The 11,964-nt window shown below is 72.5% G+C and carries 12 protein-coding genes; 4 read left to right on the top strand and 8 right to left on the bottom strand.

What is annotated here, in order from left to right:
- Nucleotides 1-62: 62 nt before the first annotated feature.
- Nucleotides 63-1,157: a bifunctional succinyldiaminopimelate transaminase/glutamate-prephenate aminotransferase gene (locus ACWFR3_RS41545; protein WP_453739907.1), complete on the bottom strand. Its 1,095-nt coding sequence runs from the start codon at nucleotides 1,155-1,157 to the stop codon at nucleotides 63-65.
- Between the two features lie 106 nt (nucleotides 1,158-1,263).
- Nucleotides 1,264-1,584 carry a ferredoxin gene (fdxA, locus tag ACWFR3_RS41540; protein ID WP_030573070.1) on the bottom strand — a complete coding sequence of 107 codons (321 nt, stop codon included), beginning with the start codon at nucleotides 1,582-1,584 and terminating at the stop codon, nucleotides 1,264-1,266.
- 143 nt (nucleotides 1,585-1,727) lie between these two features.
- Here fdxA and ACWFR3_RS41535 point away from each other — a divergent pair, with 143 nt between their 5' ends.
- The gene (locus ACWFR3_RS41535; RefSeq protein WP_453739906.1) at nucleotides 1,728-2,747 is read left to right on the top strand and encodes a GNAT family N-acetyltransferase; all 1,020 of its coding nucleotides are present in this window, start codon (nucleotides 1,728-1,730) and stop codon (nucleotides 2,745-2,747) included.
- Nucleotides 2,748-2,787: 40 nt separating this feature from the next.
- A complete protein-coding gene (locus ACWFR3_RS41530; protein WP_453739905.1) occupies nucleotides 2,788-3,624 on the top strand; it encodes a transglutaminase family protein in 837 nt (278 codons plus the stop codon).
- On the opposite strand, the gene ACWFR3_RS41525 is transcribed toward ACWFR3_RS41530, so the two are convergent.
- Nucleotides 3,617-4,426 (bottom strand): AraC family transcriptional regulator, encoded by an 810-nt coding sequence (locus ACWFR3_RS41525; RefSeq protein WP_453739904.1) that lies wholly within the window; start codon nucleotides 4,424-4,426, stop codon nucleotides 3,617-3,619. The genes ACWFR3_RS41530 and ACWFR3_RS41525 overlap by 8 nt on opposite strands.
- Between ACWFR3_RS41525 and ACWFR3_RS41520 the strand changes: the two genes are divergently transcribed.
- Together ACWFR3_RS41520 and ACWFR3_RS41515 are read left to right on the top strand one after the other, a co-directional pair.
- Nucleotides 4,425-4,997: a DUF2000 family protein gene (locus tag ACWFR3_RS41520; protein ID WP_453739903.1), complete on the top strand. Its 573-nt coding sequence runs from the start codon at nucleotides 4,425-4,427 to the stop codon at nucleotides 4,995-4,997. The two genes, ACWFR3_RS41525 and ACWFR3_RS41520, sit on opposite strands and share 2 nt — an antisense overlap.
- A gap of 114 nt (nucleotides 4,998-5,111) precedes the next feature.
- Nucleotides 5,112-5,954, top strand: a complete 843-nt coding sequence (locus tag ACWFR3_RS41515) for a transglutaminase family protein (protein ID WP_453739902.1) — start codon at nucleotides 5,112-5,114, stop codon at nucleotides 5,952-5,954.
- Nucleotides 5,955-6,012: 58 nt separating this feature from the next.
- Here the strand turns inward: ACWFR3_RS41515 and ACWFR3_RS41510 are convergent, their stop codons facing one another.
- From ACWFR3_RS41510 to ACWFR3_RS41490, 5 genes are all read right to left on the bottom strand, one after another.
- Nucleotides 6,013-6,642, bottom strand: coding sequence for a response regulator (locus ACWFR3_RS41510; RefSeq protein WP_453739901.1), 630 nt, complete (start codon nucleotides 6,640-6,642; stop codon nucleotides 6,013-6,015).
- Nucleotides 6,639-7,895, bottom strand: a complete 1,257-nt coding sequence (locus ACWFR3_RS41505; RefSeq protein WP_453739910.1) for a sensor histidine kinase — start codon at nucleotides 7,893-7,895, stop codon at nucleotides 6,639-6,641. The genes ACWFR3_RS41510 and ACWFR3_RS41505 overlap by 4 nt, the downstream gene beginning before the upstream one ends.
- Nucleotides 7,883-8,620, bottom strand: coding sequence for an ABC transporter permease (locus tag ACWFR3_RS41500; RefSeq protein ID WP_453739900.1), 738 nt, complete (start codon nucleotides 8,618-8,620; stop codon nucleotides 7,883-7,885). Before ACWFR3_RS41500 ends, ACWFR3_RS41505 begins: the two co-directional genes overlap by 13 nt.
- On the bottom strand, nucleotides 8,617-9,564 hold the full coding sequence (locus ACWFR3_RS41495; RefSeq protein WP_453739899.1) for an ABC transporter ATP-binding protein: 948 nt from the start codon (nucleotides 9,562-9,564) through the stop codon (nucleotides 8,617-8,619). The genes ACWFR3_RS41500 and ACWFR3_RS41495 overlap by 4 nt, the downstream gene beginning before the upstream one ends.
- Nucleotides 9,565-9,706: 142 nt before the next feature.
- The gene (locus ACWFR3_RS41490) at nucleotides 9,707-11,887 is read right to left on the bottom strand and encodes a hypothetical protein (protein WP_453739898.1); all 2,181 of its coding nucleotides are present in this window, start codon (nucleotides 11,885-11,887) and stop codon (nucleotides 9,707-9,709) included.
- Nucleotides 11,888-11,964 lie beyond the last annotated feature (77 nt).

Below are 11,964 nucleotides of genomic sequence, written 5' to 3'. Positions count from 1 at the left end.
GCCCGGAGCCATTGGCTCCGGGCCCTCCCCGCGTACGGGTCGCCTCGCGTGGCGAGCGAAACTCAGGCGAGCCGCTCGACCGCCGCGGCCACGCGCTCGTCCGTCGCGGTCAGGGCGACGCGTACGAAGCGGTCGCCCGCGGGGCCGTAGAAGTCGCCGGGTGCCACGAGGATGCCGAGGTCCGCGAGGTGCCCGACCGTGTCCCAGCAGGACTCGTCACGGGTCGCCCAGAGGTAGAGGCTCGCCTCGCTGTGCTCGATGCGGAAGCCGTGGCGCAGGAGGGCGTCGCGCAGGGCGGTGCGCCGGGCCAGGTACCGCTCGCGCTGCTCGCGCACGTGCGCGTCGTCGCCGAGCGCCGCGACGACCGCCGCCTGCGTCGGAGCGGACGTCATCATGCCGCCGTGCTTGCGGATCTGCAGGAGGTCGCCGAGGACGGACGCGTCACCGGCGACGAACGCGGCGCGGTATCCCGCGAGGTTCGACCGCTTGGAGAGCGAGTGGACGGCGACGATTCCCTCGTACGAACCACCGCACACGTCCGGGTGGAGGACCGAGACCGGCTCCGCCTCCCAGCCGAGCTCCAGGTAGCACTCGTCGCTCACGAGGAGCACGCCGTGCTCGCGCGCCCAGGCGACCGTGCGGGTCAGCTCAGCCTTGGACAGGACGCGACCGGTCGGGTTCGACGGCGAGTTGAGCCAGAGCAGCTTGAGGCCGGTGGGGTCGAGCTCGGTCGGGTCGTCGTACGCGACGTACTCGGCGCGGGCCAGACGCGCGCCCACCTCGTACGTCGGGTAGGCCAGGCGCGGGTAGGCGACGACGTCACCGGGGCCAAGGCCCAGCTGGGTCGGGAGCCAGGCCACCAGCTCCTTGGAGCCCACGATCGGCAGCACGTTCCGGTGCGTGACGCCGCGTGCGCCAAGGCGCCGCTCGCACCAGCCGGTGATCGCGTCGCGCAGCTCGGGCGTGCCCCAGACCGTCGGATAGCCCGGCGAGTCGGCCGCCGCGATCAGCGCCTTCTGGATCAGCTCCGGCACCGGGTCGACCGGGGTGCCCACGGACAGGTCGACGATGCCGCCGGGGTGGGCGGCCGCCGTGGCCTTGTAGGGCTCGAGCTTGTCCCAGGGGAACGTGGGGAGGCGATCGGAGACTACGGACACGTGCTGACTCCCGTACTGCATGTACGTACTGCGTGTATGGACAAATGCCTCGGTCCCGTACGGCGACAAGTGCCGTACGGGACCGGGGCGGCGCTTCAAGCTGCCGTTACTGGTTCTGCGGCGGCAATGCGGCGATGAAGGCGTGGTCGCGCTCGATCAGGCCGAGCTTGCTGGCACCACCGGGCGAGCCGAGTTCGTCGAAGAACTCGACGTTCGCCTTGTAGTAGTCCTTCCACTCTTCCGGAGTGTCGTCTTCGTAGAAGATCGCCTCGACCGGGCAGACCGGTTCACAGGCTCCGCAGTCGACGCATTCGTCCGGGTGGATGTACAAGGACCGGGAGCCCTCGTAAATGCAGTCGACCGGGCACTCCTCGATGCACGCCTTGTCCTTGACGTCGACACAAGGCTGCGCGATGACGTATGTCACGCTGTCGTTCCTCCTCGATACGGGCGTTGGCGGGCCGTCTTCAGGCTCCGCTCGCCTGGCGCGCGGGAGCGCGGCGTCGTCGATGCCCGCCCCTAGTATCTCCGTTCCCGGGCATGATCCGAACAGGAGGGGCGTACAGAGCTGTGGAATTCACTGCGGGCGGACGGCTCGAGGTCCGCATTACCCCTGCTGACGTGGGCAAACGAGTGTCCGTACGACGCCTTGACGACGGGTCGAGAACGGGTGGCAAGTTCACTGACACGGTGGGTGTTCTCACATCGTGGAACGACGGTGTGGTACTGATCACACGGCGCGACGGTGAGCGTGTCCGCATCGTGGAGAACTCCCTGGTGGCGGGCAAGGTCGTCCCCGCGGCCCCGGCCCGCAGGCGCGGCCCGGCGGCGAACTACGCGGAGCTCGCCAGGGTCTCCGCCCGCGCCTGGCAGCCCGTGGAGAGCGAGCTGCTCGGCGAGTGGCAGCTGCGGGCCGCCGGGGGATTCACCCGGCGGGCCAATTCGGTGCTGCCCATCGGTGATCCGGGACGGCCGCTCGACGAGGCTCTCGCGTACGTGCGCCGCTGGTACGGGGAGCGGGAGCTGCCGGCGTACGTCCAGACCGCGACCGGGGCCGAGGGGACGCAGGAGCTGCTCTGCGCGGAGCTGGCGGAGCGGGGCTGGCGGCGCGAGGTGAGTGCGCAGATGCACATCGGTGCTCTGGCGCCGCTCGGCGACTTGGACGTGCCCGGAGCAGGGGTGGAACAGGTGCGTCTGGCGCGCTCGTTCGACGAGGCGTGGCTGCGGCGGTACAAGCGGTCCAAGGAGCCCGGACCTCATGTGCTCCAGGTGCTGGCGGGCGGCCCTTCGGTGTGGTTCGCTTCCGTGCCCGGGGCCTCAACCGACGCGGGGCCGGCGGCGATCGGGCGGTGCGTCGTGGACGGGCGCTGGGCGGGATTCATGGCGGTCGAGGTGGATCCGGCGCACCGCAGGCAGGGCCTTGCGACCGCGGTGATGGCTGCGCTTTCCCGGCAGGCGCTCACCGAGGGCGCTTCGGCGGCCTGGCTGCAGGTCGAGGACGACAACGAGGGTGCGCGGGCGCTGTACGGCGGTCTTGGCTTCGCCGCGCACCACACGTACCACCACTATCGATACCCGTCGGCTCGGTAGCTTCTACCGGTCGGCTCGGTAAGTAAGGCACGAGGCACGCATGCACGAGGAGTCAAGGACGGCCGCGTCCCGGCGGCGGTTCGCCGATGAGGCCAGGTCGGAGCGGCCCGACCTGTCCCTGCTCTGCCTCCTGGTGGGCGCGGAGGCGGACCCCGGGCTCCGCGACGACGACATCGACGCGGCGCAGATCGAGCTCGACCGGCTCGCCGGGCTGCTGCCCTACCGCCCCGGCGGGGCACGGGAGTGGGCGGCGGCGCTCGCCGAGCTCCTGGGCGCGCGGTGCGGGTTCCTCGGGACGCCCGCGGACTACCAGCGCCTGGAGTCCTCCCTCCTGCACGAGGTGCTCCGGCGCCGCCGCGGCCTGCCGATCCTGCTCTCGGTGGTGTGGATCGAGGTGGCACGCCGGGCGGGCGCACCCGTCTACGGCGTCGCGCTGCCCGGTCACTTCGTGGTCGGCTTCGGCGCCCGCGAGGAGCAGGTGCTCACCGACCCGTTCGCCGGCGGGCGGATCCTCACGGGCGAGGACGCGGAGCAGCTTGTCGCGGAAGGCTCGGGCGGCACGGTGACCCCCGCCATGCTGACGCCCACCGATCCGCTGAACATCGTGCTGCGCATCCTGAACAACATCCGTGCCTGGGCCGCGGCCCGCCCGGAGCGCTCGGACGTCGCGCTCTGGGCGGTCGAACTCTCCCTGCTGCTGCCCGCGCACCCGGCCCGGCTGCGTTACGAGCGGGCCCAACTCCTCGTACAGCGCGGTGATTTCCTCGCGGGCGCCGCGGAGCTGGAGACCTACGCCGATGTGGTGACGGCGGTGGAGCCGACCACGGCGGACCGGGTGCGGGACCAGGCGCGGGCCGCGCGGGCGATGCTCAACTGACGGTTCCCGAGGTGCGGGCGTAGCGCCCCGGCGCGATGCCCACCACGCGCTTGAAGTGCCGGGTGAGGTGCGACTGGTCGTAGAACCCGGTGGCGGTCGCCACCTCGCCCGGCGGCTGTCCCGCCAGGAGGAGCCGGCGGGCGCGGTCGACGCGGCGGGACATCACGTACTGGTGCGGCGCGATGCCGAAGGCCCCGCTGAAGGCGCGTACGAGATGGCTGGGGTGCGCGTGGACCAGGCGCGCGGCCTCGTCCAGGGTCACGCCGTCCGCGAGACGCTCGTCGAGGAGGTCGCGCAGGTCGTGGGCCAGGCCGCGGCCGGTGCCACCGGCGGCGACGCGGGTGAGCGCGGGGCGCAGGTGTCCGCGCAGCCGCTCGCCGATCAGCGCAAGGCGGCTCTCGGCCTCCAGCTCGTCGCCCCGGCGCGCGAGGGCGGCGTGCAGCTGGCCCACGCGGCTGCGCAGGACGGGGTCGACCAGGTCCGGGCCGTCCACCGCGGGGCCGATGAAGCTCTCGTCCAGCTGTGTCATGTCCAGGTAGAGCACGCGCTTGCGGAAGCCGTCGGGGGTGGCGGGCGAGCCGTTGTGCGGGACCTGCGGCGGGAGCAGCGAGACGGTGTCGCCCGGGGTGCCGTGCTCGTGGCGGTCCAGGTCGTACCGGACGGCTCCGTCGTCCACGATCAGCAGGGTCCAGGCGTCGTGGACGTGCATCGGGTACGCGTGCTCGGTGAAGCGGGCGTGGAAGACCTCCACGACCCCCGCGACCGGCGGGCGCCATGCGCGGATCTCCTGCCGGGCCACCATGCAAGAAACGTACAAGACGTGCGTGCGGGCGGCCCGGCAGTCTCGCTGCATGAGAACCACCGCTGAGACAGTCGCCGCCGAGACAGCCACCGCCGGGGCCGGGAGCGCCCACCCGGAGAACGCCGGCACGGAGAACGCCGGGATCACGGACGAGGCGCCCGTCCGCTTCGACACGAAGATCGCCGTCCTGCTCCGGGACGACCTGGCGACCTGGCAGCGCCTCAACGTGACCGCGTTCCTGGTCAGCGGGCTCGGCAGTACGGCCCCCGAGGTGATCGGCGAGCCGTACGAGGACGCCGACGGCACCCCCTACCTGCCCATGATCCGCCAGCCCGTCCTGGTCTTCGAGGGCTCCAAGGAGACCCTGACCACCGCACACGGCCGCGCGTTGTCCCGTTCGCTGCCCACGGCGGTGTTCACGTCGGACCTGTTCACCACCGGCAACGACCGCGACAACCGGGCGGCGGTACGGGCCGTGCCGACGGATCAGCTCGACCTGGTGGGACTCCTCGTCCACGGGCCGCGCAACGCGGTCGACAAGGTCCTCAAAGGGGCCCGGATGCACCCCTGACCGCCGGGGGAACGTCCGGAGGGCCGAGGGGGGAATTCCGGGGCAATCAGGTGGCCGGCAGCCCGGGGCGAGATCGGAGCGCTATCGATCGGCCGGGCCGGGCACGAAGGACCTATGCACCCCCTATCCCCCGAGCGGCGACGCCTCTTCGCCGATCAGGTACGGTCCGCGCGGCCCGATCTCGCGCAGCTGTGCCTGCTGATCGGCGCGGAGGCGGACCCCGATCTCGACGACGTCGGCATGCGTGCGGTGCTGCGCATCCTCGACCGCCTTGCCGACCAGCTGACCGAGCTGCTCCCCGGCCGGCCGTGCGGCCCCCGGTCCCTGGCCCTCGCGCTGGCCGAACTGCTCGGCACCCGCTACGGGTTCAGGGGCAGGCCCGGCGACTACCAGCACCTGAGCTCCGTGTTGCTGCACGAGGTGCTGCGCAGGCGCAGAGGTCTGCCCATCCTGCTCTCGGTGGTGTGGATCGAGGTGGGCCGCCGCGCGGGCGTGCCCGTCCACGGGGTGGCCCTGCCCGGTCACTTCGTGGTCGGCTTCGGCGCGCGCGACGAGCAGGTCCTCGCCAACCCCTTCGCGGGCGGGCAGGTGCTTTCCTACCCGGACGCGGAGTTGATGGTGGCGGGGGCCACGGGCGCTCCGCTCGCGCCGTCGATGCTGAACCCCGCGGGGCCCCTCGACATCGTGCTGCGCATCCTCAACAACATCCGCGCGTGGGCCGCGGCCCGCCCCGAGCGCTCGGACGTCGCGCTCTGGGCGGTCGAACTCTCCCTGCTGCTGCCCGCGCACTCCGACCGGCTGCACTACGACCGGGCCCAACTCCTCGTGCAGCGCGGCGACTTCCTCGCGGGCGCGCTGGAGATCGAGACGTACGCCGATTCCCTGGCCGCCACCGACGAGGCGGCGGCGGTGCTGCTGCGCCAGGAGGCGCACGGTGCGCGGGCGATGCTGAACTGAGGTAATTGAGGTAACTGAGGTAACCGAGGTCCGCAACCGGAGCTTTGTTGCCCGCGGTTCAGAGCCAGCCCTTGTCGCGGGCGACCTTGACCGCCTCCGCGCGGTTGCGGACGGCCAGCTTCTGGATGGCCGTCGAGAGGTAGTTGCGGACCGTGCCCGCGGAGAGGTGCAGGGCGGTGGCCAGTTCGGCGTTGGTCGCGCCGTCGGCAGCCGCGCGCAGGACCTCGCGTTCGCGGTCGGTCAGCGGGTTCGCGCCGCCGGCGAGTGCCGCCGCCGCGAGCGTGGGGTCGATGACCCGCTCCCCCGCGAGGACCTTGCGGACCGCCTCGGCGAGCTGGGCCGCGGGCGCGTCCTTGACCAGGAAGGCGTCGGCGCCGGCCTCCATGGCGCTGCGGAGATAGCCGGGGCGGCCGAAGGTGGTGAGGACGACGATCTTCAACTCCGGGAACTCCGCGTGGAGTCCGGCCGCCGCCTCGATGCCCGTCAGACCCGGCATCTCGATGTCGAGCAGCGCCACGTCCACCGCGTGCTCGCGCGCCGCCGCGATGACCTCGTCGCCGCGGGCCACCTGGGCGACCACCTCTATGTCCGGCTCCAGGACGAGCAGCGCCGCGAGGGCCTCGCGGACCATCGACTGGTCCTCGGCGAGGAGCACTCTGACGGGGGCGCCCGCAGTGTTCGTACTCATGCGGAGGATCCTAGGGCCGAAGATCCCGGAGCGGTTCCGCCGCTGCCCTCGCCCGCGTGCTCCTGCGAGCCCGTCGGCTCCAGCGGCACCCGCGCCGTGAGCCTGAAGCCCCGCCGGGCGCCGGGCCCCACGTCCAGGACGCCGCCGACCGCCTCCACGCGCTCCGTGAGGCCCGTCAGGCCGTTCCCTGGGGCACCGGCGGAACCGCCCCTGCCGTCGTCCTCCACCGACAGCTCGACGACGGGGCCGTCCAGGGTGTGCCGCGACGTGAACGCCACCGTGCAGCGGCGCGCGCCGCTGTGCCGCACCACGTTGGTCACCGCCTCGCGCAGCGCCCAGGCAAGCGCCGTCTCGCCCTCATCGCCGGGCAGCACGGCAGGCGCCTCAAGGGGTACGTCGGCCTCGACACCGGCGGCGGCGAGCGCAGTGCGGGCGCCCGCGAGCTCACCGGCCAGGGTGCGCCTGCGGTAGCCGGAGACCGCCTCGCGCACGTCCACCAGGGCCTGGCGGCTGACCTGCTCGATGTCCGCGACCTGCTGCGCGGCCTTGTCGGGGTGGGCCGGGAGCATCCGCCCCGCCAGTTCGCTCTTCAGCGTGATCAGGGAGAGCGAGTGGCCCAGGAGGTCGTGCAGATCGCGGGCCAGCCGCAGCCGCTCCTCGTTGGCGGCCAGTTGGGCCACGGTGGCCCTGGCCTGGCGCAGCTCGATCGTCGTACGGACCAGCTCGCGCACCCCGGTCATCGCGAAGCCGACCAGGACGGTGAGCACGGCGAGACTGCCGAGCAGGTCCGCCACGCTGTCGGTGCGCAGGCCGATCAGGATCATCACCCCGGTGACGGCCGGGATGGCCCACGCGGCGTGCCGCAGCGGAAGGACGGCCCCCGCGGACACCGCCACGTACACGAAGAGCCCGAGCCACGGCGTGCCGAAGGCGAACGCGAGGACGACGGCAAGGGCGAGCAGCGCCCCGAACGACACGTGCACCACACGCCACTCGAACACCTTGGAGGTGTAGCGGAAGACCAGGGTCAGATAGCAGCACACGAAGGCGGCGAGGCCCAGCCAGCCCAGCACCGTGGCCGCGCGGCCGTGGCCCGCCCGCAGCAGGTCCTGCACCGGGCTGGCCAGGAAGACCAGCCAGATCCCGATCCACAGCGACTTGGTGAGCAGCTGGCGGCGGTCCGCCACCGGACGGCCGAAGCTCTTCAGGGGGTGGCCGGGTTCGGCGCGGTCGGTGTCGTTCACGCCTTCGATGTGTCCTTCCGGTACAGCCATGCCGCGCCGCCCGCGAAGAGGACGAAGTACCCGACGAGGAGCGCGATGTCCTTGGCGTGCGGGGCGTCGCCCAGTTCGATGGCCTGTCCGAGGGCAGCGTACGCATGGGTCGGCAGCCAGGTCGCGATGTCGCTCAGCCACTGCGGGAACGTGGCCGTGGGCATCCACAGGCCGCCGAGCACGGAGAGCCCGAAGTACACGATCATCGTGATCGGGCGGACGGCGTCACCGGTCGCGAGATAGCCGATGGCCACGCCGAGCGCGGCGAAGCAGAGGCTGCCCGCCCAGATGGCTCCGGTCAGGGCCAGCCACTGCCATGCCTCCAGGCGTACGTCCTTGACGGCGGCGGCGACCACGAACACCACGACGATCGAGGGCAGGCTGACCACGGCCGCGCTCGCGGTCTTGGCGATGACGTAGCCGCGCCCCGGCAGGCTCGTCAGTCGCAACTGGCGGACCCAGCCGCTCTCGCGCTCCTTGGCGATGCGCTCGCTGTTGCCCATGAGGACGGCGGTAAGGGCGCCGAACGACGCCATCGACACCATGAAGAAGGCGGGCAGCGCGAGTCCCGTGTCGCCGACCATCTCCGTGCTGTCCTGGCCGCCCGCGATGATCAGGAAGAGCATCGACGGATAGATCACCGAGAAGAACAGGAACTTCTTGTTGCGCAGGGAGCGGATGATTTCCAGCTTGGTCAGCGTCATGCCCCGGCCTCCTCGGCAGCGGTGATCGCGACGAAGGCCTGCTCCAGGCCGAGGCCCGCGACTTCGAGGTTGCGGGGGTAAAGACCGAGCCCGTACAGCGCGTGCACGGTGGCGTCGGCGTCCGTCGACTGGAGCCGTACGGTGTGGCCGGACACGTCGACGGCGGTGAGGAAGGGCAGCGCGCGGAGCTGCTGCGCGAGCCCTGCGTCCGCCCCGCGGTGGTCCGCGTCGATCTCCGGGAGGTCGAACGAGACCTTCCGTGCCCCGGCCTTCGCCTTGATCTCGGCGGCGGTGCCGTCAGCGAGGAGACGGCCCCGGTGCAGGACGAGGACCCGGTCCGCGATCGCGTCGGCCTCCTCCAGGTAGTGCGTGGCGAACAGGACCGTACGGCCCTGGTCCGCCTGCTCGCGCATGGTGGCCCAGAAGGCCTGGCGCACGGTGACGTCCATGCCGGTGGTCGGCTCGTCCAGGACGATCAGGTCGTTCGCTCCGGCGGTCGCGAGTGCGAAGCGGACGCGCTGTTCCTGCCCGCCGGAGAGCTTGTCGACCTTGCGCCCGGCGAGCTGGGTGAGGCCCGCGGCGGCGAGCACGTCGTCCGCGCGGTAGGGCCTGGGGTGCAGATCGCAGGCGAGCCGCACCAGTTCGCGGACGGTGACCTCCGCCATCAGGCCGCCGCTCTGCAGCATCGCGCCGACCCGGCCCGTGGTGATCGCCTCGCGCGGACTCGTGCCGAAGACCCGCACGGTGCCGCTGTCCGCGTTCCGCAGGCCCAGGAGCAGGTCGAGCGCGGAGGACTTGCCCGCGCCGTTCGGTCCGAGGAGCGCGACCGTCTCGCCGGGGTGGAGATCGAGCGTGAGGTCGTCCACGGCGCGGACGTCCCCATAGCTCTTGGTCACCTTCTCGAAGCTCACCGCGGTGACGGGCGGTGCTGCGGTCGTCGTCATGCGACCCATCGTCGCCGGGGGCGGGGCTACGGCGGCAGTGTCGTGTGTGCCGGGTCCGGGATGACAGATGTCATGCCATGTCATGCCGGAGGCCGGACGGTTCACGTCTGTGAGCCGTCCGGCCTCCGGGAACGTACGAGAATCAGCTGGCGTTGGTCTCGATCACGCCGACCCGCTCGGCCGGCGTCTTGCCGAGCAGCGCCTTGTTCATCGCGGCGGCCACGTCCGTCGGCTGGACCGGCGTCTTGTCGCCGTTGCCACGCTGGATCAGGATGCCGTCGAAGACGTTGCCGTAGAGCTTCTTGAGCTCGGCGGTGTTGTAGTGCACCTGCAGCGTGCCGTTCTTGAGCACCTGCGTCTCGAGCACCTTCGGCAGCGACTTCGCCGGACCGAACGGGATCGAGGCGTTGCCCGCCTTGATCGTGACGTTGGCGGACATGGCGGGCTTCGCGAAGCGCGTCATGAACTTGTCGACCTCGGCGTTCGCGACGGTCGGCTTGCGGGTCGTGACGGGCACGTCGACGGTGCCGGCGCTGCCGGTCTCGACCTGCTTCTTGTACGCGTCCGACACGGCCTTCGTCGACGCGGCGACGTCGATGCCCTTGCCCGCCTTGCCGTACACGGCGACGGCCTTGCCGGGCACGAACTTGACCGAGCCCTCCCGCGCCGAGCCCGAGCCGCCCGCGGCGCGCTCCAGGGCGGCCGCCAGCTTCTCCTCGTCGACGGGCATGACCGGCTCGGCGACGCGGGCGCCGCCGAAGAGCGATCCGATCACCGATACGGGGTTGTAGTCGCTGCCCGCCGCCTCGCGGACGGTGGCCTGGGTGTCCAGGGTCAGGCCCGCCTGGTCCGGCTTGAGCGTGACCTCTTCGCCGTCGACCGACAGCTTCAGGGCCTTGGTGGCCTGCGCGCCGAGCTCCGCGTCGAGCTTCTTGACGGCCTCGTCGCGCGTGCCGCCGCCGATGTCGACGCCGAGCGCGGTGGTGCCCTTCGGTACGTCGGCGTGGTTCATCAAGAGACCGGCGCCGTAAGCCCCGCAGGCCACGACGACCACGGCGACGGCCACGAGAACGAGCTTGTTGCGCCCCTTCTTCTTGGCCGGAGCCGCGGCGACGGGCACGTTCGGCTGCACCGGCTCGGGCAGCTTGGGCGGGGTGTGCGGAACCGGTCCTTCGCCCTGCGGGCCCGCGGGGAACGGCGAGTTCTGTGCGGGCGGTACGACGGGGATGCCGCTGGTCAGGGTGTCGCCGGAGACGTTCGTGCCGGGCGTGGGCGCGCTCGGGCCGCCGGGGATGGAGCCGGGGCCGCCGTGCACCGGGCCCGCCTTCTGCGGGGTGAGGATGGCGGTGTCGTCGCTCATGGCGGGGGCGCCGGGGGCCGCGCCTGCTCCCGCGCCCGAACGGGCGGCGGGGTTGGCGGGGTTGGGGCGGTTGCCGGGAGTGCCCGGGTTGCCCGGGTTGCCCGGACCGCCGGAGGCCGGCGGTGCCATCGGGTTCGCCCGGCCCGCCGGGTTGGCCTGGTTCGCCGGATCTGCGGGGTTGGGCGTGCGGGGCGGTCCTGCCGGGTTCGGCGCCATCGGGCCGTCACCGGTCACCGGACCGCTGGTCGGGCCCGAAGGACCCCGGCCGCCGTCGCCGCCGGCGCCTCCGGAGAAGTACGGCAGGTCCCCGCGCTGGGGGTCGCCGCCCTGCGGGCCGCCCGTACCGAGCGGGCCCGACGCCACGGCGCCGGACACGTCGAAGGAGCCCGTACCGGAGCCGCCCGTTCCCGAACCGGCGGCGCCGCTCGCGCCGTTCCCGCCGATGGTGCTCCCGCTGCTCTTGCGCGGCGCGAACCAGTCGCTCGTCTTCTCCTCCGCCGGAGCGGGAGAAGGAGCAGGGGCGGGCGCGGCGGCGGAAGACCCGGACGCGGAGCCCGGACCGGACATCCCGGCGGCACCGGGACCACCCGCACCGCTCGCGGGACCGCCCGCGCCGTTCGTGGATCCCGGACGCCCCGCGCCGTCCCCGGCGCCGTTCGCGTCCGCGGCGCGGCCCGTGTCCTGCGGACGCGCGTTCAAGTCGCTCTCCGCGACGGGCGTGCGCATGACCACCGGTGGGATGGGCCGCGATCCGGGGATGTTGATCCGGATGCGCGTGGTCAGCGTGGTCTCGGTCTTGGGCTCGTCGGGCCGCTCGTCGGCGGCCTGCCGCTGCGCGCCGTCCGATGCGCCGTCCGACGCGGCGCCCTGCGCCGGGGAGCCGTACGGCGGCGTCCCCGAGGGGTATGCGGCTCCACCGCGCCCCTGGGGCCCGGAGGACGAACTGTCAGTTTCACGACTCAAGGCAGGTTCTCCCGGTTGGCTCCGCCGCTTGTGCTCCCCGCGCGGTGGGGGTCCCCCCGGCCGGAGAGGCTGGGGGA

Source organism: Streptomyces sp. NPDC055189 (assembly GCF_053606765.1).
This window is presented reverse-complemented; position numbering and strand designations above follow the sequence as displayed.

Excerpts from the sequence above, each read along its gene's own strand:
- ACWFR3_RS41530 (WP_453739905.1), top strand. The coding sequence starts at position 2,788 with ATGCACGAGGAGTCAAGGACGGCCGCGTCCCGGCGGCGGTTCGCCGAT.
- ACWFR3_RS41520 (WP_453739903.1), top strand. The coding sequence starts at position 4,425 with ATGCAAGAAACGTACAAGACGTGCGTGCGGGCGGCCCGGCAGTCTCGC.
- ACWFR3_RS41525 (WP_453739904.1), bottom strand. The coding sequence starts at position 4,426 with ATGGTGGCCCGGCAGGAGATCCGCGCATGGCGCCCGCCGGTCGCGGGG.
- ACWFR3_RS41515 (WP_453739902.1), top strand. The coding sequence starts at position 5,112 with ATGCACCCCCTATCCCCCGAGCGGCGACGCCTCTTCGCCGATCAGGTA.
- ACWFR3_RS41510 (WP_453739901.1), bottom strand. The coding sequence starts at position 6,642 with ATGAGTACGAACACTGCGGGCGCCCCCGTCAGAGTGCTCCTCGCCGAG.
- ACWFR3_RS41500 (WP_453739900.1), bottom strand. The coding sequence starts at position 8,620 with ATGACGCTGACCAAGCTGGAAATCATCCGCTCCCTGCGCAACAAGAAG.
- ACWFR3_RS41495 (WP_453739899.1), bottom strand. The coding sequence starts at position 9,564 with ATGACGACGACCGCAGCACCGCCCGTCACCGCGGTGAGCTTCGAGAAG.